The organism is Homoserinibacter sp. GY 40078 (assembly GCF_008017545.1).
Taxonomy (GTDB): domain Bacteria; phylum Actinomycetota; class Actinomycetes; order Actinomycetales; family Microbacteriaceae; genus Homoserinibacter.
Genome location: NZ_VRTZ01000001.1, coordinates 1,539,106 through 1,566,064, shown reverse-complemented (window position 1 = coordinate 1,566,064; position 26,959 = coordinate 1,539,106). Strand labels below are relative to the sequence as shown.

General features: G+C 70.2%; 24 protein-coding genes and 2 tRNA genes. 10 read left to right on the top strand and 16 right to left on the bottom strand.

What is annotated here, in order from left to right:
- Positions 1-11: 11 nt before the first annotated feature.
- Positions 12-824 (bottom strand): methyltransferase domain-containing protein, encoded by an 813-nt coding sequence (locus tag FVQ89_RS07550; RefSeq protein WP_147901214.1) that lies wholly within the window; start codon positions 822-824, stop codon positions 12-14.
- A gap of 40 nt (positions 825-864) precedes the next feature.
- On the opposite strand from FVQ89_RS07550, the gene FVQ89_RS07545 reads away from it, so the two are divergent.
- The 6 genes from FVQ89_RS07545 to FVQ89_RS07525 all read left to right on the top strand — a co-directional run bounded on the left by FVQ89_RS07545 (position 865) and on the right by FVQ89_RS07525 (position 7,786).
- Positions 865-2,892 carry a M3 family metallopeptidase gene (locus FVQ89_RS07545; RefSeq protein ID WP_147901213.1) on the top strand — a complete coding sequence of 676 codons (2,028 nt, stop codon included), beginning with the start codon at positions 865-867 and terminating at the stop codon, positions 2,890-2,892.
- A gap of 90 nt (positions 2,893-2,982) precedes the next feature.
- Entirely contained in the window at positions 2,983-4,005 is a 1,023-nt protein-coding gene (locus tag FVQ89_RS07540) for an iron-siderophore ABC transporter substrate-binding protein (protein ID WP_147901212.1), read from the top strand.
- Positions 4,002-5,048, top strand: coding sequence for a FecCD family ABC transporter permease (locus tag FVQ89_RS07535; RefSeq protein ID WP_370454452.1), 1,047 nt, complete (start codon positions 4,002-4,004; stop codon positions 5,046-5,048). The genes FVQ89_RS07540 and FVQ89_RS07535 overlap by 4 nt, the downstream gene beginning before the upstream one ends.
- Positions 5,045-6,073 (top strand): iron chelate uptake ABC transporter family permease subunit, encoded by a 1,029-nt coding sequence (locus FVQ89_RS14590; protein ID WP_255513477.1) that lies wholly within the window; start codon positions 5,045-5,047, stop codon positions 6,071-6,073. The genes FVQ89_RS07535 and FVQ89_RS14590 overlap by 4 nt, the downstream gene beginning before the upstream one ends.
- Positions 6,070-6,870, top strand: coding sequence for an ABC transporter ATP-binding protein (locus tag FVQ89_RS07530; protein WP_255513476.1), 801 nt, complete (start codon positions 6,070-6,072; stop codon positions 6,868-6,870). The genes FVQ89_RS14590 and FVQ89_RS07530 overlap by 4 nt, the downstream gene beginning before the upstream one ends.
- Positions 6,860-7,786 carry a siderophore-interacting protein gene (locus FVQ89_RS07525; RefSeq protein WP_147901211.1) on the top strand — a complete coding sequence of 309 codons (927 nt, stop codon included), beginning with the start codon at positions 6,860-6,862 and terminating at the stop codon, positions 7,784-7,786. Before FVQ89_RS07530 ends, FVQ89_RS07525 begins: the two co-directional genes overlap by 11 nt.
- 10 nt (positions 7,787-7,796) lie before the next feature.
- On the opposite strand, the gene FVQ89_RS07520 is transcribed toward FVQ89_RS07525, so the two are convergent.
- Positions 7,797-9,065 carry an MFS transporter gene (locus FVQ89_RS07520; protein ID WP_147901210.1) on the bottom strand — a complete coding sequence of 423 codons (1,269 nt, stop codon included), beginning with the start codon at positions 9,063-9,065 and terminating at the stop codon, positions 7,797-7,799.
- A gap of 160 nt (positions 9,066-9,225) precedes the next feature.
- Here FVQ89_RS07520 and FVQ89_RS07515 point away from each other — a divergent pair, with 160 nt between their 5' ends.
- Positions 9,226-9,729, top strand: coding sequence for an aromatic ring-opening dioxygenase LigA (locus FVQ89_RS07515; RefSeq protein WP_147901209.1), 504 nt, complete (start codon positions 9,226-9,228; stop codon positions 9,727-9,729).
- Here FVQ89_RS07515 and FVQ89_RS07510 read toward each other — a convergent pair.
- The 11 genes from FVQ89_RS07510 to FVQ89_RS07460 form a co-directional block, all read right to left on the bottom strand.
- Positions 9,726-10,922, bottom strand: a complete 1,197-nt coding sequence (locus tag FVQ89_RS07510; protein ID WP_147901208.1) for a benzoate/H(+) symporter BenE family transporter — start codon at positions 10,920-10,922, stop codon at positions 9,726-9,728. The two genes, FVQ89_RS07515 and FVQ89_RS07510, sit on opposite strands and share 4 nt — an antisense overlap.
- A gap of 64 nt (positions 10,923-10,986) precedes the next feature.
- Positions 10,987-13,188: a TIM-barrel domain-containing protein gene (locus FVQ89_RS07505; RefSeq protein ID WP_147901207.1), complete on the bottom strand. Its 2,202-nt coding sequence runs from the start codon at positions 13,186-13,188 to the stop codon at positions 10,987-10,989.
- A complete protein-coding gene (locus FVQ89_RS07500; RefSeq protein WP_147901206.1) occupies positions 13,185-14,309 on the bottom strand; it encodes a glycoside hydrolase family 15 protein in 1,125 nt (374 codons plus the stop codon). Before FVQ89_RS07500 ends, FVQ89_RS07505 begins: the two co-directional genes overlap by 4 nt.
- Positions 14,306-16,060 (bottom strand): glycoside hydrolase family 66 protein, encoded by a 1,755-nt coding sequence (locus tag FVQ89_RS07495; protein WP_187264945.1) that lies wholly within the window; start codon positions 16,058-16,060, stop codon positions 14,306-14,308. Before FVQ89_RS07495 ends, FVQ89_RS07500 begins: the two co-directional genes overlap by 4 nt.
- Positions 16,061-16,110: 50 nt before the next feature.
- A complete protein-coding gene (locus FVQ89_RS07490; RefSeq protein WP_147901204.1) occupies positions 16,111-17,025 on the bottom strand; it encodes a carbohydrate ABC transporter permease in 915 nt (304 codons plus the stop codon).
- Complete coding sequence (locus tag FVQ89_RS07485; protein WP_147901203.1) at positions 17,025-17,960, bottom strand: carbohydrate ABC transporter permease; 936 nt, start codon at positions 17,958-17,960, stop codon at positions 17,025-17,027. The genes FVQ89_RS07490 and FVQ89_RS07485 overlap by 1 nt, the downstream gene beginning before the upstream one ends.
- 59 nt (positions 17,961-18,019) lie before the next feature.
- A complete protein-coding gene (locus FVQ89_RS07480) occupies positions 18,020-19,285 on the bottom strand; it encodes an extracellular solute-binding protein (RefSeq protein ID WP_147901202.1) in 1,266 nt (421 codons plus the stop codon).
- A 57-nt stretch (positions 19,286-19,342) separates the two neighbouring features.
- A complete protein-coding gene (locus FVQ89_RS07475; protein WP_147901201.1) occupies positions 19,343-20,560 on the bottom strand; it encodes an ROK family transcriptional regulator in 1,218 nt (405 codons plus the stop codon).
- A 220-nt stretch (positions 20,561-20,780) separates the two neighbouring features.
- Positions 20,781-22,058 carry an ATP-dependent Clp protease ATP-binding subunit ClpX gene (clpX, locus tag FVQ89_RS07470; protein WP_147901200.1) on the bottom strand — a complete coding sequence of 426 codons (1,278 nt, stop codon included), beginning with the start codon at positions 22,056-22,058 and terminating at the stop codon, positions 20,781-20,783.
- A 195-nt stretch (positions 22,059-22,253) separates the two neighbouring features.
- Entirely contained in the window at positions 22,254-22,925 is a 672-nt protein-coding gene (locus tag FVQ89_RS07465; RefSeq protein ID WP_147901199.1) for an ATP-dependent Clp protease proteolytic subunit, read from the bottom strand.
- Positions 22,926-22,952: 27 nt separating this feature from the next.
- On the bottom strand, positions 22,953-23,540 hold the full coding sequence (locus tag FVQ89_RS07460) for an ATP-dependent Clp protease proteolytic subunit (RefSeq protein WP_147901198.1): 588 nt from the start codon (positions 23,538-23,540) through the stop codon (positions 22,953-22,955).
- Positions 23,541-23,857: 317 nt separating this feature from the next.
- Between FVQ89_RS07460 and FVQ89_RS07455 the strand changes: the two genes are divergently transcribed.
- Complete coding sequence (locus FVQ89_RS07455) at positions 23,858-24,349, top strand: tetratricopeptide repeat protein (protein ID WP_147901197.1); 492 nt, start codon at positions 23,858-23,860, stop codon at positions 24,347-24,349.
- On the opposite strand, the gene FVQ89_RS07450 is transcribed toward FVQ89_RS07455, so the two are convergent.
- The 3 genes from FVQ89_RS07450 to FVQ89_RS07440 all read right to left on the bottom strand — a co-directional run bounded on the left by FVQ89_RS07450 (position 24,346) and on the right by FVQ89_RS07440 (position 26,457).
- Positions 24,346-24,861 (bottom strand): DUF1697 domain-containing protein, encoded by a 516-nt coding sequence (locus FVQ89_RS07450; protein ID WP_147901196.1) that lies wholly within the window; start codon positions 24,859-24,861, stop codon positions 24,346-24,348. The two genes, FVQ89_RS07455 and FVQ89_RS07450, sit on opposite strands and share 4 nt — an antisense overlap.
- Positions 24,862-24,963: 102 nt before the next feature.
- Positions 24,964-26,343: a trigger factor gene (gene tig / locus FVQ89_RS07445; RefSeq protein ID WP_147901195.1), complete on the bottom strand. Its 1,380-nt coding sequence runs from the start codon at positions 26,341-26,343 to the stop codon at positions 24,964-24,966.
- A gap of 39 nt (positions 26,344-26,382) precedes the next feature.
- Positions 26,383-26,457 (bottom strand) — tRNA-Pro (locus FVQ89_RS07440).
- A gap of 137 nt (positions 26,458-26,594) precedes the next feature.
- On the opposite strand from FVQ89_RS07440, the gene FVQ89_RS07435 reads away from it, so the two are divergent.
- Together FVQ89_RS07435 and FVQ89_RS07430 are read left to right on the top strand one after the other, a co-directional pair.
- The gene (locus FVQ89_RS07435) at positions 26,595-26,780 is read left to right on the top strand and encodes a hypothetical protein (protein WP_147901194.1); all 186 of its coding nucleotides are present in this window, start codon (positions 26,595-26,597) and stop codon (positions 26,778-26,780) included.
- A gap of 86 nt (positions 26,781-26,866) precedes the next feature.
- A tRNA-Gly gene (locus FVQ89_RS07430) sits at positions 26,867-26,940 on the top strand.
- Positions 26,941-26,959: the final 19 nt, after the last annotated feature.

The following is a 26,959-nucleotide window of genomic DNA, read 5'->3' as shown; positions in this document are numbered from 1 at the left end:
GGCCGCCGTCGCTACGCCCGCGCGAGGATCTCGCCGTGCGGGAACACCATCCACCCGTCGGGGTCGACCGCCCACTGCGCCCACGCGTAGCTGATCGCCTCGAGGTCGGCGCGGGAGGCGAATCCACGACCGATCGCATCGCCCGCGAACGCGGAGGCGAGCACGCGGTCGCGCCACATCCCGCCCCACCAGGAGCGCTCGTCGTCGGTCGAGAAGCACCACACCGACGCGGTCGCCTCGACCGAGGAGAACCCCGCGTCGCGCGCCCACGACTTGAGGCGCCTGCCGGCATCCGGCTCGCCCCCGTTGCTGCGGTGCACCTGCTGGTAGAGCGCCGCCCACGAGGTGAGCCCGGGTGAGGACGGATACGTGATCACCCCGCCGTAGTCGCACTCCCGCACCGCCACGAGACCACCCGGGCGGACGACGCGGCGCCACTCGGCGAGCGCCTCCACCGGCCGCGAGAGGTGCTGCAGCACCTGATGGGCGTGCACGACGTCGAACGCGTCGTCCGGGGCGTCGAGCGCGTACGCGTCGCCGACGTGGAACTCGATGTTGCGGATCCCCCGCTCAGCGGCGTGAGCACGCGCCTGCGCGACGACCTCCGGGGAGGCGTCGACCCCGACCACGCGGCCGGGGGCGACGAGTTCGGCGAGGTCGGCGGTGATCGTGCCGGGCCCGGATCCCACATCGAGGATGCTCATGCCGGGCCGGAGCTCCGGCAGCAGGTACGCCGCCGAGTTGTGGGCGGTGCGCCAGATATGCGAGCGCAGCACGCTCTCGTGGTGGCCGTGGGTGTAGCGCTCGCCTGCAGGATCCGTCACCTCGCCCAATCTAGCGACGCGGCCCGCCTAGGCTTGGCGGGTGACGAATCCGTTCCTCGCCGAGAGCAAGCTTCCGTACCTGCTTCCCGACTTCGCGGCCGTCCGCGACGAGCACTACCTGCCGGCGTTCGAGCGCGGGATGAGCGAGCAGCTCGCCGAGATCGCGGAGATCACCGCCGACCCGGCGCCCGCGACCTTCGGGAACACCCTCGAGCCGCTCGAGCGCTCGGGCGCCGTGCTCGATCGGGTGGCGACGGTGTTCTACACGCTCGCCTCCTCGGACACGACGCCGCACATCCAGGAGCTCGAGGAGGACCTCGCGCCGCGTCTCGCCGCCCACCACGACGCGATCGTGCTCGACGCCGAGCTCTTCGCCCGGATCGACGCGGTGCACCGCGCGCACGAGGACGGCACAGCGCCGCTCGATGCGGAGCAGAGCTATCTCGTGCACCGGCGCCGCACCGAGATGGTGCTCGCGGGCGCCGCGCTCGACGAGGGGCAGAAGGAGCGCCTCCGCGCGCTCAACCAGACCATCTCGACGCTCACCACGCGGTTCGAGAAGAACCTGCTCAACGACACGAACGAGCTCGCCGTGCACATCACCGACGAGGCGGAGCTCGCGGGGCTCGCCGCGGGCGAGCTGTCGGCTGCCCGGGAGGCGGCGTCGGCGCGCGATCTCGACGGATGGCTCGTGACCCTCGTGCTGCCGACCGGCCATCCCTGGCTGGGCGCCCTGGAGGACCCGGCCACCCGCGCGCGCATCATGGCGGCCTCGCGGGCTCGCGGCATCCACGGCGGCGATTTCGACAACACCGGGCTCGTCCTGGAGCTCGTGCGGGCACGTGCCGAGCGCGCGCGGCTGCTCGGGTTCCGCGACCACGCATCCGTCGTCACCGCGGACGAGACCGCCGGCTCCCCCGCCGCCGTCGCCGAGCTCCTCACCCGGCTCGCGCCCGCGGCGGCACGCAACGCCGCCGCCGAGCGCGCCGAGCTGGAGGCGCTGCACGGATCGGCCATCGGCGCCGCCGATTGGGCGCACGCCGCGGATGCCGTGCGGCGCGAGCGGTTCGCGATCGACACGGCGGCGCTGCGCCCCTGGTTCGAGGCGGAGCGCGTGCTGCGCGACGGCGTCTTCTTCGCGGCGGAGCGTCTCTACGGGCTCCGGTTCGCCGAGCGCGATGATCTGCGCGGCTGGAACGACGAGGTGCGCGTCTTCGAGGTGTCCGACGACGACGGGGCGGTCGGCCTCTACCTGCTCGACCTCTACACGCGAGACTCCAAGCGCGGCGGCGCCTGGATGAACTCGCTCGTCGAGCGCTCCGAGCTGCTCGGTACACCGAGCGTCGTCACCAACAACCTCAACGTCCCACGCCCCGCTGCGGGCGAACCGACGCTGCTCACCCTCGACGAGGTCGAGACGCTCTTCCACGAGTTCGGGCACGCCCTGCACGGCCTCTTCGCCCAGGCGAGGTTCCCGAGCCTCGCCGGCACGAACGTCTTCCGCGACTTCGTCGAGTTCCCGAGCCAGGTGAACGAGATGTGGGCCATGTGGCCTGAGGTGCTCGCGGACTACGCCCGCCACCACGAGACGGGCGAGCCACTGGATCCGGCGATCTCCGAGCGTCTGCGCGAGGCCGAACGCTTCGGCCAGGGGTTCTCGACGAGCGAGTACCTGCAGGCGGCGCTGCTCGATCAGGCCTGGCACGCGCTCGATGTCGAGGAGGCGGCGGATGTCACGGATGCGGCCGCGTTCGAGGCGCGCGCCCTCGCCGACGCCGGCCTCGCCTCCGACGCGATCCCGCCGCGCTACGCGACCACGTACTTCGCGCACGTGTTCTCGGGCGGATACGACGCGGGCTACTACTCCTACATCTGGAGCGAGGTGCTCGATGCCGACACGGTCGAGTGGTTCCGCGAGAACGGCGGCATGACGCGCGAGAACGGTGAGCGGTTCCGGCGCCGACTCCTCCAGACGGCGAGCGCGCGCGACCCGCTCGAGGCGTTCCGCGACTTCCGGGGTCGGGACGCGGCGCTCGAGCCGCTCCTCGAACGCCGCGGGCTCGCGTAGGGAGGGCGCCGCGACCAGGAGGTTTGGCGCCCGGAGGAGGTTAGCTTAGGCTTACCTCACTACCTCCCGTCGTCTGAAAGGACCTTCTTCGTGCGCGCACTCCGCACCGTTCCGCTCCTCCTCGCCGCAGCACTCACGCTCTCCGCGTGCGCCGCATCCCCGACATCCTCGAGCGAGGAGCAACCCTCGGACGACGCCTTCCCCGTGACGATCGAGCACGTCTACGGCGAGACCGTCATCCCCGAGAAGCCGGAGCGCGTCGCGACGATCGCCTGGGCGAATCACGAGGTCCCGCTCGCGCTCGGAATCGTGCCGGTCGGCATGAGCAAGGCCACCTGGGGCGATGACGACGGCGACGGCGTGCTGCCGTGGGTCGAGGACAAGCTCACCGAGCTCGGCGCCGAGACGCCCGTGCTGTTCGACGAGACCGACGGCATCGACTTCGAGGCCGTCGCCGACACCCAGCCCGACGTGATCCTGGCGGCCTACTCCGGCATCACGCAGGAGGAGTACGACACGCTCTCGAAGATTGCGCCCGTCGTCGCCTATCCCGAGGTCGCGTGGGGCACGTCCGTCGAAGACATGATCACGATCGAGGCGACCGCGCTCGGCTACGCCGCCGAGGGCGAAGCACTCGTGGAAGAGCTGCAGGGCGAGGTCGAAGCCTCGCTCGCCGACTACCCCGGCCTCGCCGACGCCAAGGTGCTGTTCAGCTACCTCGACCCGTCCGACTTCAGCCAGATCGGCTTCTACACGAGCCACGACACGCGCCCCGGCTTCCTCGAGGGGCTCGGCATGCCGACCCCGGATGTGGTCGCGGAGGAGTCCGCGAAGACCGACGCGTTCTATGTGACCGTGAGCGCCGAGGAGGCCGACCGCTTCGCCGATGTCGACGTGTTCGTGACCTACGGCGACGCGGGCAGCGACATCGTGGCGCAGCTCCAGGCGGATCCGCTGCTCTCGAAGATCCCCGCGATCGCCGAGGGGCGCGTCGCGGTCCTCGAGAACTCGACTCCGCTCGCGGCATCGGCGAACCCCTCGCCGCTCTCGATCGGCTGGGGCATCGACGACTACTTCGCGCTGCTCGCGGCGGCTCTGCCGCAGGACGGGTGAGTCCCACCGCATCGACGGCCACGCCGCCGGGCACCGCGAGAACGCGGCGTCCGGCGGCGGTCCGGCTCGCGTGGATGGCGGCGGCGCTGGGCGTGCTCGCGCTGCTCGTGATCGCATCGGTCGCCTTCGGAACACGTGAGATCAGCGTCGCCGAGCTGTTCGCCGCGCTCGGCGGCAGCACCGAGACGGTCGGCGAGGCCGCGGTCGTCGCCCGCATCCCACGCACCGTGCTCGCGGTGCTCATCGGCGCATCACTCGCCCTCGCCGGGGCCACGCTGCAGGCCGTCACCCGCAATCCCCTCGCCGATCCGGGCATCCTCGGCATCTCGACGGGCGCCTCGCTCGCCGTCGTCTCGGGCATCGCGTTCGCCGGCCTCGTCGACCCGGTGGCGACGGTCTTCGTCGCGATCGGCGGGGCATCCGCCGCGGGCGTCTTCGTCTACGCGATCGGGTCCCTGGGGCGCGGCGGAGCGACTCCGCTCAAGCTGGCCCTCGCCGGCGCGGCCACGACCGCGGCGCTCGGCTCGCTCGTGAGCGCCGTGCTGCTCCCCCGTGTCGATGTCATGACCACCTTCCGCTTCTGGCAGATCGGCGGAGTGGGCGGCGCCACGTGGGACCGCATCGCACTCATCGCGCCGTTCCTGGCCGTCGGTGCGCTCATCTGCGGGATGTCGGCGCGCGGCATGAACTCGCTTGCTCTCGGCGACGATGTCGCCACGGGGCTCGGCGCGCACGTCGGCCGGACGCGCATGGTCTCCGCCGCGGGGGCCCTGATCCTCTGCGGTGCAGCGACAGCGATCGCGGGCCCCATCGGATTCGTCGGGCTCGTCGTGCCCCACGTGTGCCGCCTGCTGGTCGGCACCGACCACCGCTGGCTGCTGCCCTTCAGCGCCGTCACCGGAGCCGCACTCCTCACCGGCGCCGACATCGTGGGACGCGTGATCGCCCGCCCCGCAGAGGTCGAGGTCGGTATCGTCACGGCGCTCGTCGGAGCCCCGTTCTTCATCTGGATCGTGCGACGACGGAAGGTGCGCGAGCTGTGACCGCCGTCGCCACCGTGACCCGCGGCCGGCGCCGCCGCGCCCGCATCCGTGCGTGGCGGATCACCGTTCTCGCCATCCTGCTCGCGGGCGCATTCGCCACCGCGCTCATGATCGGCCACACCTTCTACACACCCGACGAGGTGCTGCGCGTGCTGTTGGGGCAGACCGTTCCCGGCGCGTCGTTCACCGTGGGTGAGCTGCGACTCCCCCGAGCGCTCGTCGCGGTCATCGCGGGCGCATCGTTCGGCATCGCCGGCTCCACGTTCCAGACCATGCTGCGCAACCCGCTCGCCTCGCCCGACATCATCGGGATCACGTGGGGCGCGAGCGCGGCTGCGGTCGTCGGGATCGTCGTGCTCTCCGCATCCGAGACCGCCGTGTCGTTCCTCGCCCTGGCGGGAGCGCTCGCCACCGCCCTCACGATCTACCTGCTGGCGTACCGCCGCGGGTTCTCGGGAGCGCGCCTCGTGCTCATCGGCATCGGCGTTGCGGCCGTGCTGCAGAGCATCGTCTCGTGGGTGCTCTCGCGGGCCGCCGAGTGGGATCTGCAGACGGCCATGCAGTGGATCACCGGGAGCCTCGGCGGGGCGAGCTGGGAGGCGCTCCTGCCGCTCGCGATCGCGTTCGCCCTGCTGGCCCCGCTGCTCGTCGTTCTCGGGGGCGGCCTCGGGGTGTTGCGCTTGGGCGACGACGCCGCCGCCGCGCTGGGGGTGCGCGTGGGCGTGACCCGCCTCGTCCTCGTGCTCGGCGCGGTGGCACTGCTCGCGTTCGCGACCGCAGCATCCGGACCGATCGCCTTCGTCGCGTTCATGGCCGGTCCCATCGCCGCGCGACTCGTCGGCCCCGGCGCCTCGCCGCTCGTTCCCGCAGCCCTCGTCGGCGCCCTGCTCGTGCTCACCGCCGACCTGATCGGCCAGTTCGCGTTCGCCGGCCGCTACCCGGTGGGCGTCGTCACCGGGGCGCTCGGCGCGCCCTACCTCGTGCTGCTGCTGGCACGCATGAACCGCCGAGGAGGCACGCTATGACATCCGCCGAGCGCCTGCGGGCCGAGTCCGTCACCCTCGCGTACGGCGACCGCGTGGTCGTCCGCGACCTCGACCTGACGATCGAGACGGGCCGCATCACCGCGATCGTCGGCGCCAACGGATGCGGCAAGTCCACGCTGCTGCGGGCCCTCGCGCGCCTGCTCGCCCCGCGCCGCGGACGCATCGTGCTCGACGGCGCCGCGATCGGGTCGCGTCCCACCAAGGAGGTGGCGCGGATCCTCGGCCTGCTGCCGCAGAGCCCGATCGCCCCGGAGGGCATCGTCGTGGCCGACCTCGTGGGGCGCGGTCGCCACCCACATCAGCGCATGCTCTCGCGATGGAGCACCCGAGATGACGAAGCCGTGGCGGCGGCCCTCGAGGCGACCGGCATCTCGGATCTCGCGGATCGCAGCGTCGACGAGCTCTCAGGCGGCCAACGCCAGCGGGTGTGGATCGCGATGGCTCTCGCGCAGGAGACCGACATCCTGCTGCTCGACGAGCCGACCACGTTCCTCGATGTCGCCCACCAGATCGAGGTGCTCGACCTGCTGGCCGACCTCAACCGCGACCGCGGCACCACGATCGTGATGGTGCTACACGACCTCAACCTCGCGGCACGCTACGCCGACACGATCGTCGCGATGCGCGACGGCACGCTCGCCGCGTGCGGCACGCCCGCTGAGGTCGTGACCGACTCGTTCGTGGAGGAGGTCTTCGGGATGCGCACGCGCGTGATCCCGGATCCCGTCTCCGGCTCCCCCCTGATCGTCCCCATCGGAAGGCACCATGTCCGCTGAAGCCCTCACCCGCCCCTCGACCGAGCCGTGGATCTTCACCCGGATGGCGGTGGAACGCATCGAGGACCTCACCCCGACCTTCCGCCGGTTCGTGCTGCGCCGCCTCGACGGCGAGCCTCTTCTCGCCGACCCGGGCTTCGATCAGCGGATCAAGGTGGTGCCGCCCAGCCCGCAGGGCATCGACGCGATGCCGACGCACCACCTCGAGTGGTACGCGGCCTGGCGCGCGATGCCGGAAGCCGAACGGCCTCCGTTCCGCACCTACACGATCCGGGGCTTCGCGGGCGATTCGCTCATCGTCGACTTCGCGCTGCACGGGCCCGACGGACCGGCTGCTCGGTGGGCGGTATCGGCATCGGTCGGCGACGAGCTGCTCGTGCTCGGCCCGCACGCGGAGCACCCGGGGCCGCACGGCGGCATCGACTTCGTTCCCCCCGCCGAATGCAGTCACCACCTGCTCGCGGGCGACGAGACCGCCGCCCCGGCGATCGCGCGGATCATCGAGCAGCTTCCGCCGACGGCACGCGGCACCGCGGTGCTCGAACTGCCGGATGCCGCGGATGCCGACTACCTGCCCGCGCATCCGGGGTTCGAGGTGCGAGTGCTGCCGCGCGACGGACGCCCACGTGGCGAGGCCCTCGTGGAGGGCGTGTGCCGCATCGCGACGGAGCTCGTGGAGGCAGCCCCTGGCGCCGAGCCGGAAGAGGTCGACGTGGACCGCGACCTGCTGTGGGAGGTGCCGAGGAACGCGCGCGGCGGGGCCGCCCTCAAGAGCGCACCCCTCTACGCGTGGCTCGCGGGTGAGGCGGGCGCGATCACCGCGATCCGTCGCCACCTCGTGAAGGAGCTCGGTGTCGACCGACGCGCGGTGGCGTTCATGGGCTACTGGCGCCAGGGGCGCGCCGAGAACTCCTGACGCGAGCGGGCTACTCGGCCCGCACGGCAGGTGCTGTGCGCGCCGCCCGGAAGGCGATCGCGGTGACCCCGGCGGCCGCCAGCAGGAACATCGCGGCGAGCGCAATCCACCCCAGGAACTGGTGCTCGAGCGCCGTCGCGGCGATGACGAGCGGCGCGACCATCGAGCCGACGGCGAAGGCCATCGAATAAACGCCCTGGTAGGCCCCGGGGCGATCGGGGTCGGCCAGCTCAAAGCTCAGTCCCCACGCGCCTGCCTGCGAGAGCACCTCGGCGAGCGCGTGCAGCACCGTGCCGACGAGCAGCAGCACGACCGCAGCGACGAGGACCGGGATCGCGGCGCTGCCGTAGAACAGGCACGCCGCCGCCATCAGCACTCCCGCGACGGCGGTCACCCCGCCCGCGCGGCGCAGATCGTTCGTGCCGCGCGAGAGCGGCACCTGCAACAGGATGACGAGCACCGTGTTGGCGACGAGCATGATCGAGAACACGAATTCGGGCGCCACCGTGTGGTGCGCGATCCACAGCGGCAGCCCGACGTTCATGACGCCGAACTGGATCGCGAACACCGCTGCCAGGGCTGAGAACGCGAGATAGCGCGGATCCCGCCACGGCGAGCGGCCCCGGACAACCCGGGGTTCGTCGGGAAGACGAGCCGGCGCATCCACGCGCGCCGGGAGCCCCACGAGCAGAACCGCGGATCCGGCGTAGGCGAGGCCGCCCACCACGAGGATCGCCCGGTACGCCTCGGGGGTGCCGATGGCGAGGGCGATGGCGCCCACCCCGCTGCCGAGCGCGATGCCCACGTTGGTGACGGTGCGCAGCACCGCACGGCTCGTGACGCGCGATTGCCCCGTGAAGGCGCGCGCGATGATCGCCGAGCGGATGGACGTGTTCGCACCGAGCGCGATCGCGATGATCGACTCGATCAGGATCGCCGCCCACAGCTCGGTCACGAGCGCGTAGCTCGCGAGCGCCAGCCCGGCGACGAATACCGAGGCCACCGCGAGCCACCGCGCCGAGACGATGTCGGCGAGGTGCCCGCCGAAGTAGCTCGCACCGATCCCCACGGCCGCACCGACCGTGAAGACCACCGCCACCTGCTCGGCAGGGAAGCCCCCGACGAACGAGAGGTAGAGCACGACGAGCGTGACGGTGATGCCCCGACCGATCGTGCCCACGAGCGTCGAGATCGTGAGGGAGCGCAGCACCGGATCAGAGAGCGCGGCCCGGGCACGAGCGAGGCGCGACGGTCGCATCGTGGCCTCCGCCTCCGTCATCCCGGCTCCCCTCCGGGCGCCGCGGCGGGAGCCCGGAAATCAGCGTATCCGCCGTCGACGACATCGCGGATCGCGCGCGACTTTGGTCCCTATGGGGCGCCGAGACACCGGAATACCGTCGGAGACATCACCCCACACCGATGGGAGAAAGGGGACTCAGATGTCCACCACCGCACCGACCAGCACCACCATCAGCACGCGCCACACCGGGCTCGTCCGGCTGGCCGGACTCGCCGGGATCGTCGGCGGCGCGCTGCTCATCGCCGCCGCGGGCACGGTCTGGATCGCCGTGTCCACCCAGCTGCGTGCCGAGAACATCACGATCCCCGAGGACGCCATCGCCTTCCAGGGCGCGACCGTTCAGGGCCCGATCACCGCCTACATCCAGGCGGACATCATCCAGACCCACACGCTCGAGATGAGCGAGGGCAAAACCTACGCCGAGCTCGACCGCGACGACCCGATGCGTGCGACCGTCATGAACGCGTCGTTCCTTCGGGCGTCGCTCTTCACCTCGGTCGTGTCGTTCGGTGTCGCGGCTCTGGCTGCCGGCATCGGGGTGCTGTCCATCTTCTTCGGGGCGGCCCTGCGGGGGCTTGCGCCGTCGCCGAAGACCGTCGCCGCTGCGACGGAGACCGGTCCTGTCGCGACCTTCACTGGCTAGTCCGTCGAGACCGGTTCGGGGTCGCGACGCTGTGGTCGCCAAGAAAGCCACAGCATCGCGACCCCTCCCACGACCAGCCCCCAGAAGGGCGAACCGATCCCGGCGACGGTCACGCCGGACGCGACCACGAGGAACGTCACCACGGCGACGATCCTCGTCGATGGGTCCTCGAGCGCTCCCGTCGCCGCGGTCGCGAAAGCACCGAGCAGCGCGAGACCCGCCACCGCCGTGATGAGGATCGGCGGAGTCACCGACACGAGCGCCGTCGCGGCCCCCGCCCCCAGCCCGAGCACGAGGTAGACGACGCCGGAGGTCACGCTCGCAACCCAGCGGCGGTCGCGATCCGGATGGGCATCGGGCCCCGCCATCATCGCCGCCGTGATCGCCGCGAGGTTCAGGGCGTATCCGCCGAACACGGCCCCGGCGACGGTCGCCGCACCCGTGGAGGTGAGGATCGCGCGGGCCGGCGGATGCGGGTACCCGAAGGTCGTGAGCACCGCGAAGCCCGGCACGTTCTGCCCCGCCATCGTCACCACGTAGAGCGGCAGTCCGAGGCTCACGAGCACGAGCGGATCGAAGGTCGGCCAGGTCACCGTGAGGGTCGGCCAGAGCGCCGCACCGGCCAGATCGGCGCCCTCCCCCGACACCGCGACCGCCACGATGGTCGCGACCACCGCGCCGGGCACCGCCCAGCGCGGGGCGAGTCGGGCCAGCAGGAGCCAGACGAGCACCACGGGAAGGGCGAGCGCCGGGAGCTGCACCGAGGCGAGCACCGGCGCGAGGCAGATCGGGAACAGGATGCCCGCGAGCATCGCGCTCGCGATGGGGCGCGGGATGCGCGTCATCGCGCGGGCGAGCGCCGGCCAGAGCCCCGTCGCGACGAGGAGCACGCCGCACAGCAGGAACGCACCGATCGCCGCACGGTAGTCGCCGGTCGTGGCCTCCGCCGCGACGAGCAGGGCGGCGCCGGGCGTCGACCACGCGAAGCTGAGCGGCATCCGGAAGCGCAGTCCCAGCACGATCGCGACGATCCCCTGCAGCACGCAGAGGGCGAGCAGACCGGATGCGGCGTCCGCATCCGAGGCACCCACGGCGTGCAGCCCCGCGACGACGAGCGCGAACGAGCTCGCGAATCCGGTGACCGCGCCGACGATGCCGGCTCCGATCGGCTGGGCGAGGTCGGATGCGGCCATGCGCCGAGCCTAGGGCCGAGTTCGCCATGTTTCGCGGGCCACCGCGCGAGGCGCGGCGTGCCGTTCAGGCGCGGAACAGGGGCCCGAGCCTCCCGGCCGCATCCGCGCGGATCCACACCGCGATCTCGTCGATCGGCACCTCCCGACGTACGACGCCGCCCTCGGTGCGATCCCCCGTGAACGCGTCGACCCAGGTGCCGGGCGGCAGCCATGCGGTCACCACTGAAGCGCCCTCCTCGACGACCGGCGCGACGAGGAGCTCGTCGCCGAGCATCCACTGGAACGGATGCGCGAACGCCTCCGGAGCGTCTGGGGCGTCGAAGAACACCGGGCGCATGAGCGGCTCCCCAGCCTCGACCGCCCGCCGCGCCTCCTCGGCGAGGTAGGGCACGAGCCGCTCGCGCAGGCGCGCGAACTCGCGGAAGACGGGGATCACCCGGTCATCGCCGGTGCGCTCCTGGATGTTCCACGGGGTGCGGTCGCGCGACGGCGTGCGGTGATGGTTGAACTCGGAGTGGTACTGCATGATCGGCACGAAGGCAGCAGCGGCAGCCGAGCGCAGGTACAGCTCGGGGGTGGGCACGTCGCCGCTGAACCCGGCGAGATCCCAACCCCAGTAGACGATGCCGCTCGCGGCGGCGTTGAGGCCGGCCAGCAGCGACCACCGGAACGCCTCCCAGGTGGAGTTCTCGTCCCCCGCCCAGAAGGCGCCGTGCGCTTGGCTGCCCGTGAAGCCCGCCCGGCTGAAGGTCACCGGCGCCTTGCCGCTTCGGCGCAGCAGGTCGCCGTACGCCTTCGCGTAGTGCACCGGGTAGAGGTTGTTCATCTCGTCGCCTCGGCGCCCGTCGAGATACACGAGGTCGCGGCCCCAGGCATGCTCGCCGCCGTCCGTCTTGAAGCCGTCGATGCCGACCTCGTCCACGAGGTAGCGGCGCTTCTCGGTCCACCATCGAGCGGCGCGGTCGTCCGTGAGGTCGGGCATGAGCCCGAGCGGGAACCACCAGCCGCGGTTGCGGTACGGACGCAGGCCGCCATCCGGTGTCTCCTCGCGGATCAGCACCCCGTCGCGGATCGCGGCGGCGGCGTCCTCGGCCGCCTGGCCGGTCGGATGCGGCCGCATCTTGATGAGCGGGATCTGCCACAGGTGCACGCGGATGCCGCGGCTGTGCAGCTCGTCGACCATGCCCTTCGGATCGGGCCACGCGCCCTCGGCGGGGAAGACGAAGTCGCCCAGGCGTCGGGGGGTCCCGCCGTCGACCGGCTGCGCGATCGCGTCACGCCATGTGGTGAAGGTGCTCTCGTCGCTCCACGCTTCGATGACGAGAGAACCGACCGGGATCTCGTACGCGCGATGCAGATCGAGCTGCCGCATCACCTCCGCCTGCGTGTTCCACTCGTTGCCGCTGGCCCACAGCCGGAACCCCCAGTCGGGCAGCTCCTCGGCGCTTCCCGCCTCGGCGAGGAACGCGCGCAGCACCTCGCGCGGGGTGCCGTCGTAGAGGGCGAGTTCGAGGGCGCCGTCTGCTCCGGTCTCCGCCTCGGCCCAGAGCAGTTCAGGCGTCGAGGCGCCCACGTCGAACCACACCCGCCGTGAAGTGCGCACGTGGAATCCCCACCCGGATCCGCCGATCACGTGCGCGAACGGCATCGGCAGGTAGGTGCGCCGCTCGCGGCCCTGATCCTTGTACTGCTCGAACACGACGGAATCGAGTTCCGTGCCACGTTGGTCGAGCGCGTCGTAGCGCTCCCCGAACCCGACGACCCGCTCACCCGGAGCGAGCGGCAGTGCGAAGCGGATGCGGAGGGTGCGTTCGCCGACCACGAGACGCGAGACGCTCCCCGGCACGATGCGGGACGTGCCGGCCTCGACGAGCCCCGGGGCGCCCTCACGCCATCCGGCGACCTCCGTCTCGAACCAGCGCGTGCCGCCGTTGTCGGAGACGAACCGGTACCGCACCTGCTCCCCCGCGACGAGCCCGTCGAGCTCCGTCGACCAACCCCCCGCGGCGCGCGCCAGCCGCGCCTGCGCGGAGGCGAGGTGGCCGCCGTCGATGATGCGCCCGCGAACGGTCGTCGGCTGCGGCGACAGCTCACGCGAAGGCTGGGCGACACCGTCGCGCTGCCACTCGAGCCTCACCTCGCTGACCGCGGCGTCCGCCCGCACACCGAGGACGAGCGGACGACCCGCGACGGGGTCGACAGGGAAGCGCTGCTCGGAGTCGACCGCGTACGGATGCCCCGAGCCGGCCGGCCGGTGACGGATCACCGCGAGGTCACGCCGAGCTCGTCGGCGAGGATCAGGTACATGCCGTGCGACCAGAGGAGTGGCGTGGCGACGGGACCCCAGTTCGCGACCCACTCGTCGCGGTACTCGGGATTGAGCAAGTCCGTCGGCACCTGCTCCGGGAACTCGCCCTCCGCGGTGAGCTGAGCGGCCGTCCACCGTAGGCGTGCCAGTGCCGCCCCGCGATCACCTGTCGCAGCCTCGTTCCACCCGACCAGACACGACAGCAGCAGCCAGAGCCCCCCGCCGAAGAACTGATCCGCCAGATAGCGGTGCACCCCACCTCCGACGTCGAGGCGCGCGCGGATCTCGTCGAGAGTCGCGGCGCCGATCGGATCTCCGGGCGCCACGAGCCCGAACGGCACGACGCACGCCGCGAGGGAGGCGTCGATCTGGTCACCGCCCAGCCACTTGGTCAGCCGGGGTGGTGATCCGGCGACGCCCTCGTCGAGGGCCAGCGTCCGCGACGCATCCGCCGAGGCCCGCGCTTTCGCGCGCCGAGCGCCATCCAGAATCGCCATGTCGGCTGCCGCGGCGAGACCGGCGTACAGCGCGCCGAGCGTCGAGCCGTGGCGCTTGTCGACGTTCTCCTCCCACCAGTCGTAGCAGGGCACGTCCCAGAACGCCGCCGCATAGTCGGTGGCCACCTCGATGCCGGTCCGCCAGCGATCCAGGTCGCGGCCGTGGCGCGTGGCGTGCACCTCGACCGCCCACAGCCACATCCCGTAGCCGTCGGTCTGGAAGTTCCACCACTCGTCAGCCCCCGCATCGGGAGCGATCGCGAACCGGGTCGGAAGCATGTCAGCCGGGGCGAGCTGTTCCCCGGCGGCACGCCTCAGGATCAGCTCGTCGACCTCGTCGCGGCGCTCGGCGAGCCGCTCGGCGACCCAATCGTGGAAGGCATCCGCCGACTCCGCGTCGCCGTAGCGCGACATCCCCTCGGCGATGAACGCGCCGTCCCGCAACCAGCTGTAGCCGCGGTAGGCCGAGAAGCTCGGTGACGCGGGGTAAGCGCCCCCGGAGTCCTGGTACCGACGGATCACCTCGTGGGATCGCCGCGCGATCTCCAGCAGGTGCTCCCGATCGGCGAGCGGCTCGGTCATCCCGCGCGCTCCCACCAGACGAGGCTCCACACCGACAGGCTCGGCAGCGAGAACTCCAGGAATCGACCGCGATCGTCATCGACGACGGCGAAGTCCACGGCACGCGGCTCGCCGATCCCGTCATCGGGGGTGTCCCACCAGACGCCCGAAATGTCTCCCGTGACCGCCACGCGGACGCGGATTCCGGCGAACTCGGCGGGCACAGTCGGCTGCGCGCTGTTCCACAGCTCGGTCTCGATCCCGACGAGGTTCACGAGGTTGAGGACGGTCGTCGCACCGTATTCGCGGGCGACTACCCAGACTGTCCCCGGGACAGCCCCGGCCGAGTACCCGGCCCGATGCGCGGTCGGCAGATCGGGATGCTCGAGCAGCACGACGTCGTTGGTGGGGCCCACCTGGGTCCACGCGACGTCGGTGGCGCCGCCGTGCAGCGCCGCGGTGTGACGGACCGCGAAGTCGGCGTAGCTGCGCAGCAGCTCCGCGTCGTCGCCGGTCAGGGTCCCGTAGTTCGGATAGTAGGCCTCGGTGAGGAGGCCGGTACCCTCACCCGCGAGCAGGTGGAAGCCGCCCGCCGCGTTGATCGTCGCCCACGCCAGCCGGAAGGCCGTCATCGCGCCATCCTGCCGCCCGTCGACCGGGTGGAACGCGCGCAGGTAGGCGGCGAGGATCACGTGCTTGTCCGGCCGCAGCTCCCGAGAGCGGCGGATGAGGTCGTAGAGATCGCGGTACGTGGAGTGCGGCTCCCACACCTCGATGTAGGTCGCTGCATCCGCCGAGACCGCGGGCATCGATTCGAGCGGCCACGCATTCACGAGATTGAAGATCGACCCGCCCTCGGGCGCGACCTCGAGCACCTCGGTGCAGGCCTGCTCCACGAAGCCGGTGAACTCCTCGGCGAGCACGACCTCCTCCCATTCGCCGGTCGCACGCGAGAGCGAGCGCTTGGGGTAGCCGTACTGGTCGATGTGGATACCGTCGAAGCCCATCCGGGCGATCGTGTCGCGGTACTGGTCGATGATCCAGCGGCGCCAGCCCGACACCTCGCGGATGTCCTGCAGGTAGAAGATCTCGGCGAGCTCGAGACGCTCGTGGCGTCCGTCGTAGAGCAGCCAGTCGGGATGCTGGTCGGCGAAGTCGACCTCGGCGCCATAGAGGGCTCCGTACGCGATCGCCGCCATGCCCCGCTCGTGAGCGAGGTCGACCTTGCGCTGAGCGACATCGCGCGAGAGGTGCCGGCCCAGCGGGTCGACGAAGTCGGCCGTCGGCGGCACGAGAGTGTGGTGGGAGTACATCCAGTCGTAGAACTGCACGACGTTGATGTGAAGCGCGAGCATGGCGTCCGCGCGGGCACGCGAGAGCTCGGCGCTCTCGTCGGCGGAGAAGTCCGCGAAGAACCCGTAGCGCGGCGCGCTCGTCCAGTGCGCGGCGACGTCGAACGCCGTCGTCGCGCGCACTCCCGTCGCCGGATCCTCGATGAGCACCGCGAAACCGATGGCGTGGCCATCCGGTGCCGTCGAGGCCGGCGACGGGAGCGCGACGTCCGTCTGCACCGTTCCGTCATCGCCCACGACGAGCGTCAGCTCGTGCGGGGCGCGGTCGCCCTGCCCGGGGGCGCGCAGCGGCGCACCCCCGGTCAGTACGGCGACCAGCCGGAGGGTCCCGGGGTTCGCACCCCGGACATCGATCCTCAGGCCGACCTCCTCGCCCGGTCGGAACTGGGCGCGGGTCGGTGCAACGGACAGGGTGATCAACGATCGACCTCCACGGTGAGACGGACGGGGTTGTGCGGAATCGGCTCGCCTCAGCCGCGCACGCCGGCGGAGAAAGCTCCGTTGACGAAGTAGCGCTGCAGGGCGACGAAGATGGCGATCTCCGGGAGGGCCGCGAGTGTCGTGGCTGCGAAGACCGTCGTCCATTGGGTTGCATGCGAGTTGAAGAAGAGCTGGATGCCGATCGGCAGCGTGCGCAGATCGGGATCCTGGATGAGCAGTCGCGCCCACCAGAAGTCATCCCACGCGCCGAGGAACGCGAACACCGCGACGGTGGCGAGGGCCGGCTTGCTGAGCGGAAGCAGCACCCGGAGAAAGAACGTCCACGTTCCACCTCCGTCGATACGGGTCGCGTCCTCGAGCTCCCTCGGGATGCGCGAGAAGAATCCGCGCAGCAAGAAGGTGTTGAACGCGACCGCGTTCGAGACGTAGACGGCCCAGAGCCCCCACCAGCTGTTGGTGAGCCCGAGGTCGCGCAGCACCTGGAACTTCGGCAGCAGCGCGATGAGGTCGGGGATCATCATCGTGACCAGATAGAACCCGAAGATGACCTCTTTGAGCGGGAACTCGAGACGGGCAAACGCGAACGCGCTGAGCGACGACACGATGAGCGTCAGCACGACCGCGACGACCGCCACGATGAGCGAGTTGAGCGCGTAGCGGGCGAGGCCCGCCTCATTGATCGCCCGCACGAAGTTGTCGAGCGTCGCGTTGTCCGGCCAGATGGTCGGCGGATACGGCATCACCCAGCGCTCGGGGCTGAGCGCGGTCCCGACCATGTACGCGAACGGCAGCACCATGACGACGGCGCCCAGCGTGAGCACGACGTACTGCACGATGCGCCACCGCACGAGCCCGCGCGTGGCGCGCTCGAATCCGCGGCGGCGGCGGCGTGCGGGCTGCTCCGGGGCGACCACGGCGCCCGTGCGCACGAGCATGTCGACCATCAGTCCACCGCCCCTCGGGTGATGCGGCGCTGCAGGAACCCGAACACCATTACGGTCGCACCGAGGATGAGGCCCACTGTCACGCCGTACCCGAAGTCGAGGTTCGTGAAGGCCTGGTTGTACATGTACGACAGCAGTACCTCGGTGCTCTTCTCGGGGCCGCCGCCGGTCAGCAGGTAGACGGAGATGAAGACGTTGAAGGCGCCGACGATGAGCACGACGCTCACGAACTGGAACGTGGGTTTCAGCAGCGGCAGGGTGACGCGCGTGAACCGCTGCCACGCGTTCGCGCCGTCGAGCACGGCTGCCTCGTTCAGCTCATGCGGGATCGACTGGAGCGCCGCGAGGAAGATCACCATGTTCCAGCCGACGCCCTTCCAGATGCCGAGGACCATGATCGGCACCTGGGCGGGCCAGGTCTCGTGGAGCCACGGGACGGGCTCGGGCAGGATGTGCACGATGTTGACGAAGAAGTAGTTGACCGGCCCGTCGCCGTCCGAGAACAGGAACGCGAAGACGTAGCTGACGATGAGCCACGACGTCACCACGGGCAGGTAGAAGAGGGCGCGGTAGATGGTGCGCCCGCGGATGCGCCCGTTGAGCAGCACCGCGGCGCCGAGCCCGAGGACGATCTGGATCGGCACGGTCACGATCGCGTAGAGGAAGGTATTGCGCACGGCGACCCAGAACGTGGGGTCCTGGGTGAACGCGCGCACGAAGTTGTCGAGCCCGATGAACTCGCTCCGCGACGGTGCGGGGAGGTTCCAGTCGTACAGGCTCATCTGAATACCGCGGATGAGCGGCCAGACGACGAAGACCAGCACGAGGATCAGACCGGGTAGCACGAACGGCGCGGCCGTCGCCAGCTGACGCATCCGGCGCGAGCGGCGGCGAGTGGCGGGAAGCGGACGCACGCTGGGGGTGAGGGTGACCATCTCGGCTCCGATGGGGGGCGGGGGCGGCGTCGGTGCCGCCCCCGCCGGGGTGGATGAGGTCAGTCGCCCGCGAGCAGCGGGTCGATCTGCGATGCGGCGTCGCTCAGGGCCTGATCGACGGGCTTCGAGCCGCGGAGGGCGGCCGTGAAGGCGTCGGTGAGGATCTGGTCGATCTGCGGCCACGCGGGCACCGGGGTGCGGGCCTGCGCGTTCTGCAGCTGCTGCACGTAGGCGGCGAGGTACGGAACACTCGTCACCGCGTCGGACTCGAGTCCCGCCTGCGTGACCGGCAGCTGGCCGACCTCCGCCATCGCACCCTGCGCGAAGTCGGAGAGCATGAACTTCGAGAACTCCCACGCGGCGGCCTGCTTGTCGGAGGTCGCGAAGGTCACGAGGTTCTCACCGCCCACGACCGAGATCGAGCCGCCGGGGCCGGCCGGAAGCGGTGCGCCCGTGATCTTGTCGCCCATGTCGCCCGAGAGCGAGGGGAAGATCCACGGTCCATCGCTCAGGGAGGCGTAGTCGCCGCCGCTGAAGCCGCCCCAGCTATCCGGGGATCCGCCGATCGACGACGGCCCGAGCAGGCCGGCATCGTTGAAGTCGACGAGCCATTGCAGCGCTGCCTGCGATGCCGCGGAATCGAGGTACCCGGTCGCCTTCGTGTAGGAGTCGTCGGTAACCGTGCCACCCGCGCTCCAGAACCAGGGGAACACGTTCCAGGGCCCGGCGCCTCCGAGTGCGAGGCCGTACACGCCCTGGCTCTTGAGCGCTTCGGCGTCGGCCGTCAGCTCCTCGAACGTGGTGGGCGGCTCCGGCAGCAGCTCGGAGTTGTAGACGAGCACCTGGGTGTTGGTGTCGAGAGGCAGCCCGTAGTGCTGGCCCTCGAACTCGTTCGTCGAGAGCGGTCCGGGAAGAACCGTGTTCGCGATGTCCGAGAAGCCGTCGAGGTCGTCGAGCGGCGTCAGCACGCCGAGGTCGGCGAACTCGGGCGTCCAGATGATGTCCATGCGCATCACGTCCGGCAGCCCTCCGCCACTCACAGCCGCGATGAGCTGATCATGCAGCCCGTCGTAGGGCATCACGACGGCGTCGACGGTGACGCCCGGGCACTCCTTCTCGAACTCCGGCAGCAGGACGTCGTTCAGTTGCGTGTTCTCGGCGCTATCGGTGCTGTAGGTGTGCCAGAACGTGATCGTTACCGGCGTTTCCGACGCGCACACGTCGTCTCCTGCTTGCGGTTGCTCTCCTCCGTCGCCGGAACATCCGGCGAGCAGGGTGAGCGCGGCGAGCCCGGCGATGGTGGGGATGATCGCCCGTCTCCTCATAGTGCAGACCTCCTTGTCAGCGTGATTGCAGATCCGCGGTCGTCCGCGGCGGGTATTTCAGGTGGTGCCGGGAGCGAGCGCCGCGCCGGAACTCAGCCGGGCACGGACGAGACGCCCCTGTTCTCCGCTCGCGCCATTGCTGTCGAACGGCGTGGCGAGAACGAGTGCAGCCGCCCCGAGGGCCCATTTGTCGTCGGCCCACGGCTCGACGACGAACGGGATGTCCCTGCGGCTCGGCATGAGGTGTCCCCGGAACGAGGATTCGAAGCCGGGCTGCCAGTGCCGCCACGCCTCCACCCCCTCGCCGAGGATGACGACGATCTCAGGATCGAGGGTGTGCACGATCCCGGCGAGTGTTCGTCCGAGTACGGCGCCGGCGTCCGCGTAGATGGTGCGAGCCGTGTCGTCGCCGCCGTCGGCGGCCTGTCGGAGGCCCTCCGCCGTACCACGCGGGCGCACGACGCCGCGCTCGAGCGCCTGCGCGACAAGGGCGTCCTCGCCTATGTACGCCTCCAGGCATCCGCGCGCCCCGCAGACGCAGAGCGGGCCATCGACCGTTACCGGGATGTGTCCGATCTCGCCCGCGGCGCCTGAGCCACCGCGGTAGATGGTTCCGTCGACGACGATCCCGCATCCGATTCCGCGGCCGATCGTGACGAGCATGTACGAGCCGTACTCGCGGCCGACACCGTAGAGGCGTTCGGCAGCGGCGAGGGTGTTGACGTCGTTGTCGATGAGCACGGGGACCCCGAGGGCCATGCGCAGCTTGTCGCCGAGGCGCGCCTCACTCCAGCCCATCGTCGGTGCCTGCACGACTCCGGAGTCCTGATCGGCGACCGAGCCGGGCACTCCCACCCCCACGCCGAGCAAGCGTCCGGGGTGATCGTCGACCGCCGAGCCGAGCAACTGGGTGAGCGCGTCGAGCGCGTTCGGTGCGCTCGCGTCGAAGGCGTGAGAGGTGGAGCGCGTGACGCTGCCGTCGATGTCGACGTCAACCACGGCCACGTGATCGCTCGCCACCTTCACGCCGATCGCGCCGGCGGCCGACTCCACGAGCCCGAGCACGCGACCGGGACGACCACCCTGCGACGGGCGCTGGTGCAGCTCTTCGACGAGTCCGCGCGCGATGAGGTCCCGAGTCACCTGCGTGACGGATGCAGGACTGACCGCGAGCGCGCGGGCGATGTCGGCGCGCGGCATCGGCCCTCGGGTTCCGAGGAGGACGAGCACTGCGGACGCGGCGAGGTCGCCACGCGCGGAGGTGCTGGATCCCATCGAAACCCCTTTGTTCACGACTTTATTAAGTCGGAAACAAAGCCCGGTGTCAACACCCGATTTCGAGAACGCCTCGACCGCATAGGGGAATCGCCTCAATCGGGGGCGGAAGGATCACGGCGCGAGGGCCGCAGCGCGCGTCAGTGACGCCGGACGGCGGTGTGGACGCGGCACTCCAGCGGCGAGGCCTCTCGAGCACCGCTCGCGGGATAGCTTCGGCTCAGGCGGACTTCTCGGTGCGACGCGCAGGTCGCGGCACGATCGTCGGCGCCGCGTTGTCGATGACCGCCTCGCGCGTCACCACCACGCGTGCGACCTCTTCGCTCGAGGGCACCTCGAACATGATCGGCCCGAGAACCTCTTCGAGGATCGCGCGCAGACCGCGAGCGCCGGTCTGCCGCAGCACCGCGAGATCCGCGATCGCCTCCAGAGCGCCCTGGTCGAACTCGAGCTCGACCCCGTCGAGCTGGAACATGCGCTGGTACTGCCGCACGAGCGCGTTCTTCGGCACCGTGAGGATCTCCATGAGCGCCGACTGGTCCAGCGGCGACACGGTCGTCACGACCGGAAGACGGCCGATGAACTCCGGAATCAGGCCGAACTTGTGGAGGTCTTCCGGGAGCACCTCGCTGAAGAGCTCCACCTCGTCGCGCTTCGAGTGCAGAGGCGCACCGAACCCGATGCCGCGACGGCCGACGCGCGCCGAGATGATGTCCTCGAGCCCCGCGAACGCCCCCGCCACGATGAACAGCACGTTCGTGGTGTCGATCTGGATGAACTCCTGGTGCGGATGCTTGCGGCCGCCCTGCGGCGGCACGGAGGCGACCGTGCCCTCGAGGATCTTCAGCAGCGCCTGCTGCACACCCTCCCCCGACACGTCGCGCGTGATCGACGGGTTCTCCGCCTTGCGGGCGATCTTGTCGACCTCGTCGATGTAGATGATGCCCGTCTCGGCGCGCTTCACGTCGTAGTCGGCAGCCTGGATGAGCTTCAGGAGGATGTTCTCGACGTCTTCGCCAACGTAGCCCGCCTCGGTGAGGGCCGTGGCATCCGCCACCGCGAACGGCACGTTCAGCCGCTTCGCGAGGGTTTGCGCGAGATAGGTCTTGCCGCATCCGGTCGGGCCGATGAGCAGGATGTTCGACTTCGCGATCTCGACGTCGTCGAGCACGGCATCGGCGGCGGCGATGGTCTGACGGGCGCGGATGCGCTTGTAGTGGTTGTAGACGGCGACCGAGAGCGCCCGCTTCGCGGCCTCCTGGCCGATCACGTACTCCTCGAGGAAACCGAAGATCTCCTTCGGCTTCGGCAGGTCGAACTCGCTCGTGGTCTCCTCGCCCGACTCGGCGAGACGCTCCTCGATGATCTCGTTGCAGAGCTCGACGCACTCGTCGCAGATGTAGACACCCGGACCCGCGATGAGCTGCTGCACCTGCTTCTGGCTCTTGCCGCAGAAGGAGCACTTGAGCAGGTCGGCGCTCTCACCGATACGTGCCATCTCGGTCTCCCCTCCGAAGCGGTAACGGAAGCCTAACCCGACAACGGGACGCGGATGTGCGAAGCGGAGTATTCGCGTCACGGCGGGTCGCATCCGGCGTGCCCCGTCCGCGCGCGTGCCGTGCGGACATGTACCCCGCACACGAACGCGCCCCGCCGTGAAGCGGGGCGCGTTCGTGGAACGGGTGTGTGCCGGTCAGGCCTTCGTCAGAGCCGGAAGGGTCTTGCGGCTGGTCAGCACCTGGTCGATGAGGCCGTACTCGAGGGCCTCATCGGCGGAGAGGATGCGGTCGCGCTCGATGTCGCCGTTGACCTGCTCCTGTGTGCGGTTCGAGTGACGCGACAGCGTCTCCTCGAGCCAGGTGCGCAGACGCAGGATCTCCTTCGCCTGGATCTCGATGTCCGACGCCTGCCCGCGACCGGCCTCACCGACCGCCGGCTGGTGGATGAGCACGCGCGCGTTCGGCAGCGCGAGGCGCTTGCCGGGCGTCCCTGCCGCGAGGATCACGGCGGCGGCGGAGGCCGCCTGGCCGAGCACCACGGTCTGGATCTGCGGGCGGATGTACTGCATCGTGTCGTAGATCGCCGTCATCGCGGTGAACGAGCCGCCCGGGCTGTTGATGTACATGACGATGTCGCGATCCGGGTCCTGCGACTCGAGCACGAGCAGCTGCGCCATGACGTCGTCGGCCGACGCGTCGTCGACCTGCACGCCGAGGAAGATGATGCGGTCCTCGAAGAGCTTCGCGTACGGGTCCTGGCGCTTGAAGCCGTAGGCGGTGCGCTCCTCGAAGCTCGGGAGGATGTAGCGCGACTGCGGCATGCGCTCGGCGAGATCGCCGCCCGACATGAAGGTGGGGGTGTCCATGGGTTCGTCCTTATCCGTCTCTCGCGCTTACTTCTTCTCGGTGCCCGCGCCGCCCACGACATCCGCGGCCGAGGCCCGGATGTGGTCGACGAAGCCGTAGTCGAGCGCCTCTTCCGCCGAGAACCAGCGGTCGCGGTCGCCGTCGGCGTTCACCTGCTCGATCGACTTGCCGGTCGCCTCGGCGGTGATCTGGGCGAGGCGGTTCTTCATGTCGATGATGAGGGCCGCCTGGGTCTGGATATCGGAGCTCGTGCCACCGAATCCGCCGTGCGGCTGGTGCAGCAGCACCCGCGCGTTCGGGGTGATGTAGCGCTTGCCCTTCGTGCCGGCGGTGAGCAGCAGCTGCCCCATCGAGGCCGCCATGCCGATGCCGACCGTGACGACGTCGTTCGGAATGAACTGCATCGTGTCGTAGATCGCCATGCCCGCGGTGATCGAGCCGCCGGGGCTGTTGATGTAGAGGTAGATGTCCCGCTCGGGGTCCTCCGCAGCGAGGAGCAGCAGCTTCGCCGCGATCTCGTTCGCGTTCTCGTCGCGCACCTCAGAGCCGAGCCAGATGATGCGGTCCTTCAGGAGGCGGTCGAAGACGCTCGGCGCGAATGCCGGTTCAGCCATGTGAGGGGCTCCTTGTTTCTCGGGGTCGTTCACGAATCTACCGGCGGCGTGTCGGCGGCTCTGCCGTGTTCGCCGTGGGCAGAGTGCGTGGCGGCCGCGGGTGCCGGAGCGCGCGCCGAGGATGCCGCGGGAGCCGCTGCCCGCGTGGATCTCCGCCGATCTGCCGCCCGCCGAGGGTCGTGCCTGTCAGAAATGCAGGAGATCCTTGCCGGTCGGGTCGGTGTTCCGGTGATTCCGGGTGATCCGACCGCGCGGGTCCTGCATTTCTGAATCGGATCGGCGGGAAACCGACCTGCCGAGCCGCCTACGGTGGGGTCATGGACTGGACGGAGCGGATGGCGGCGGTGTGGGCCGAGGCCGACGGCCTGACGGATGCGGAGCTCGTGCGTCGCATCGACGAGATCGCGGCGGAGCACCCCGATGAGCCGATCGCCCTGTTCGAGCGCGGCGGCGCCCGGGATTCGACGGGCGACGAAGCTGGGGCGGAGACGTTCTATCGCGCGGCGCTCGCGGCGGGGCTGCCGGCATCCGAACGGTCGCAATGCGTGATCCAATTGGCGAGCACCGTGCGGAACCTGGGCCGGCCGGAGGAGTCGATCGAGCTGCTTCGCGAGGAGTTCACCGACCGCGACGACGATCCCCTGGCGGAGGCGGCGGTCGCCTTCGCCGCGCTCGCGCTGGTCGATCTCGGGCGGCCGGTGGAGGCTGTGTCGGCTCTGCTGCACACGCTCACTCCGCACCTGCCGCGGTACCACCGCTCCGTGCATGCGTATGCGGATGCGCTGCTGGAGGGCCCGGCTGAGGGTTAGCCGACGAGCTTCTCGAGGGTGTTGAGGTTGCGGTTCGTAAGGTGCGGCTTGTACGCCGCCTTGGCGGTGGCCTTGCCGAACGGGGAGTCGAGCGTGTCGCCCTTGGGCACGGTCCAGTAGATGACGCCGTCGCCGGATGCGATGCGACCCTCGTCGGGGTCGGACTCAGTGGCGGCGAGCGTGGCGCGGGTGTCGTCGTCGAGCACGAACAGCACGTAGTCGTGCCAGCCGTCGCGGCCTCGTTCGAATGGGTAGGCATCGATGATCGCGCGCAGGGCGTCGATGGTGAGCACGTGCACCCACGCCGGGTAGCCGAAGCGGTCGCGGAGGGCTGCTTCGACGTCGTCTTTGACGGCGGATGCGGATGCCGCCGAGTCGAGGAGCACGTTGCCGCTCGCGAGGACGGTGCGGACTCCCTCGTAGCCGCGCTGTTCGAGCAGCTCGCGCAGCTCGGCCATCTTGAGGTTCACGCCGCCGACGTTGACGCCGCGAAGCAGCACCGCGTACTCCACGCCGCCACCCTACGCGCCGCCCTGCGCACATGCCTGAGGGGTCGCAAACCGCGGGAGACACGCCGTGTCTCGAGCAGTTTGCGACCCCTCAGGGGGAATGCGTCAGTGGGTGTGACCCTCGTGGTCGTGGCCCTCGTGGTCGGCGTCGACGCCGACGAGGTCCGACCCGTCGATGATCTCGGAGTCGTCGCTGCCGTCACCGAGCACGGTCGCGGTGAGAGCGGAGACGTCGACCGCCTTGCCCTTCTCGTCCACGACCTTGGCCTTCGACAGCGCCACGGCGATCGCCTTCGAGCGCGCCACCTCGCCGACCATGGCCGGGATCTGGCCCGAGTTGCCGAGCGCCTGGATGAACTCACCCGGCTCCATGCCGTACTGGGCCGACGCCTGCACGAGGTAGCTGGTGAGCTCGTTCTGGCTGACCTTCACACCCTCGGCCTCGGCGATCGCGTCGAGCAGCAGCTGCCGCTTGAAGACCTTCTCGCTCTCCTCGGCGACCTCCGCGCGGTGCACGTCGTCCTCGAGGCGGTTCTCGTTCTCGAGGTGGCGGTGCACCTCGTCATCGATGAGGCCCTGCGGCACGGGGATGTCGGCCTTCTCGACGAGGATCTCGACGAGCTTGTCGCGTGCGGCGGCCGCCTGACCGAACTCGCCGGACTTCTCCAGCTGCTCGCGGATGTCGGCGCGCAGCTCACCGATGGTGTCGAACTGCGAGGCGATCTGCGCGAAGTCGTCGTCGGCCTCGGGGAGCTCGCGCTCCTTCACGGCGAGGAGCGTGACGGAGATCTGCGCCTTCTCGCCCTGGTGGTCGCCGCCGACGAGGTCGGACTCGAACGTGGTCGACTCACCCGCGGTGAGGGTGTCGAGCGCCTCGTCGATGCCCTCGATCAGCTCACCTGATCCGATCTCGTAGGAGATGTTCGACGCGGTGTCGATCTCCTCGTCGCCGATGGTGGCGACGAGGTCGAGCTCGGCGAAGTCGCCCTTCTTGGCGGGACGGTCGACGGTGACGAGCGTGCCGAAGCGGGTGCGGAGGTTCTCGAGCTCGGCCTCGACCTCATCCGGTCCGACCTTCGAGCCTTCGACCTCGACCTTGAGCCCGTCGTACTTCGGCACCTCGAACTCGGGGCGCACGTCGACCTCGACGGAGAAGATGAGGTCGCCGGTGAAGTCCTTCTCACTGGGCCACGTGGTCACGTCGGCCTCGGGGCGACCGAGCGGGCGCACCTTCTCTTCGTCGGCGGCCTCGCGGTAGAAGCGCTCGAGCCCCTCCGAGACGGCGTGGTTGAGCACCTCGGCACGACCGACGCGCTGGTCGATGATGGGCGGCGGCACCTTGCCCTTGCGGAAGCCGGGGATGTTCACCTGCTCGGCGATGTGCTTGTAGGCGTGCTCGATCGAGGGCTTGAGCTCCTCGGGGGTCACGGTGATGCTGAGCTTGACGCGCGTCGGCGAGAGCTTCTCGACGGTCGTGCTGACCATGGGGATGTATCTCCTGGGGTTCTGTTCGCGGATGTTCCGTCGGGGCGACAGGATTTGAACCTGCGACCTCCCGCTCCCAAAGCGGGCACTCTAGCCAAGCTGAGCTACGCCCCGGAGTTCCGGGTGATCGTGCAGCCGGCTGTCGGGCGGGGCGACGGAGCGAGATCCGGCCCGAAAACGGCCTCGCACAGTCTAGCTGGTGCCAGGCGTGCCTTCGCCCGGATGTCGGTGGCCCGGCGCACCATATGCGCATGGCGAACATCGAGATCATGGAGGTGCGCGCGTTCGAGCCGCGCTGCACCGACTGCGGCGAGACCGGCCCCATCGAGTCGAGCGCGTTCTGGGCGATGGCCTGGGAAGAGGCGCACGTGTGCGTCGCGGCCCGGATCGACGCGGAAGCGGCCGAGCTGACGGAGGCGTCGCGCTTGAGCGCCTGAGCCGATCGGGTCGAGCGGACCGGTGGCCGGGCAACCGACTTCCCTACGCTAGACTCGCGTGGTTGCGCCCTCCGCGGGGGCGCTTCGGGGATGTAGCTCAATGGTAGAGCCCCAGTCTTCCAAACTGGCTACGCGGGTTCGATTCCCGTCATCCCCTCCAATCGAGCTTCCGGCGTCAG

Excerpts from the sequence above, each read along its gene's own strand:
- FVQ89_RS07530 (WP_255513476.1), top strand. The coding sequence starts at position 6,070 with ATGACATCCGCCGAGCGCCTGCGGGCCGAGTCCGTCACCCTCGCGTAC.
- FVQ89_RS07525 (WP_147901211.1), top strand. The coding sequence starts at position 6,860 with ATGTCCGCTGAAGCCCTCACCCGCCCCTCGACCGAGCCGTGGATCTTC.
- FVQ89_RS07520 (WP_147901210.1), bottom strand. The coding sequence starts at position 9,065 with ATGACGGAGGCGGAGGCCACGATGCGACCGTCGCGCCTCGCTCGTGCC.
- FVQ89_RS07515 (WP_147901209.1), top strand. The coding sequence starts at position 9,226 with ATGTCCACCACCGCACCGACCAGCACCACCATCAGCACGCGCCACACC.
- FVQ89_RS07510 (WP_147901208.1), bottom strand. The coding sequence starts at position 10,922 with ATGGCCGCATCCGACCTCGCCCAGCCGATCGGAGCCGGCATCGTCGGC.
- FVQ89_RS07500 (WP_147901206.1), bottom strand. The coding sequence starts at position 14,309 with ATGACCGAGCCGCTCGCCGATCGGGAGCACCTGCTGGAGATCGCGCGG.
- FVQ89_RS07490 (WP_147901204.1), bottom strand. The coding sequence starts at position 17,025 with ATGGTCGACATGCTCGTGCGCACGGGCGCCGTGGTCGCCCCGGAGCAG.
- FVQ89_RS07485 (WP_147901203.1), bottom strand. The coding sequence starts at position 17,960 with ATGGTCACCCTCACCCCCAGCGTGCGTCCGCTTCCCGCCACTCGCCGC.
- FVQ89_RS07480 (WP_147901202.1), bottom strand. The coding sequence starts at position 19,285 with ATGAGGAGACGGGCGATCATCCCCACCATCGCCGGGCTCGCCGCGCTC.
- FVQ89_RS07475 (WP_147901201.1), bottom strand. The coding sequence starts at position 20,560 with ATGGGATCCAGCACCTCCGCGCGTGGCGACCTCGCCGCGTCCGCAGTG.
- clpX (WP_147901200.1), bottom strand. The coding sequence starts at position 22,058 with ATGGCACGTATCGGTGAGAGCGCCGACCTGCTCAAGTGCTCCTTCTGC.
- FVQ89_RS07465 (WP_147901199.1), bottom strand. The coding sequence starts at position 22,925 with ATGGACACCCCCACCTTCATGTCGGGCGGCGATCTCGCCGAGCGCATG.
- FVQ89_RS07460 (WP_147901198.1), bottom strand. The coding sequence starts at position 23,540 with ATGGCTGAACCGGCATTCGCGCCGAGCGTCTTCGACCGCCTCCTGAAG.
- FVQ89_RS07455 (WP_147901197.1), top strand. The coding sequence starts at position 23,858 with ATGGACTGGACGGAGCGGATGGCGGCGGTGTGGGCCGAGGCCGACGGC.
- tig (WP_147901195.1), bottom strand. The coding sequence starts at position 26,343 with ATGGTCAGCACGACCGTCGAGAAGCTCTCGCCGACGCGCGTCAAGCTC.
- FVQ89_RS07435 (WP_147901194.1), top strand. The coding sequence starts at position 26,595 with ATGGCGAACATCGAGATCATGGAGGTGCGCGCGTTCGAGCCGCGCTGC.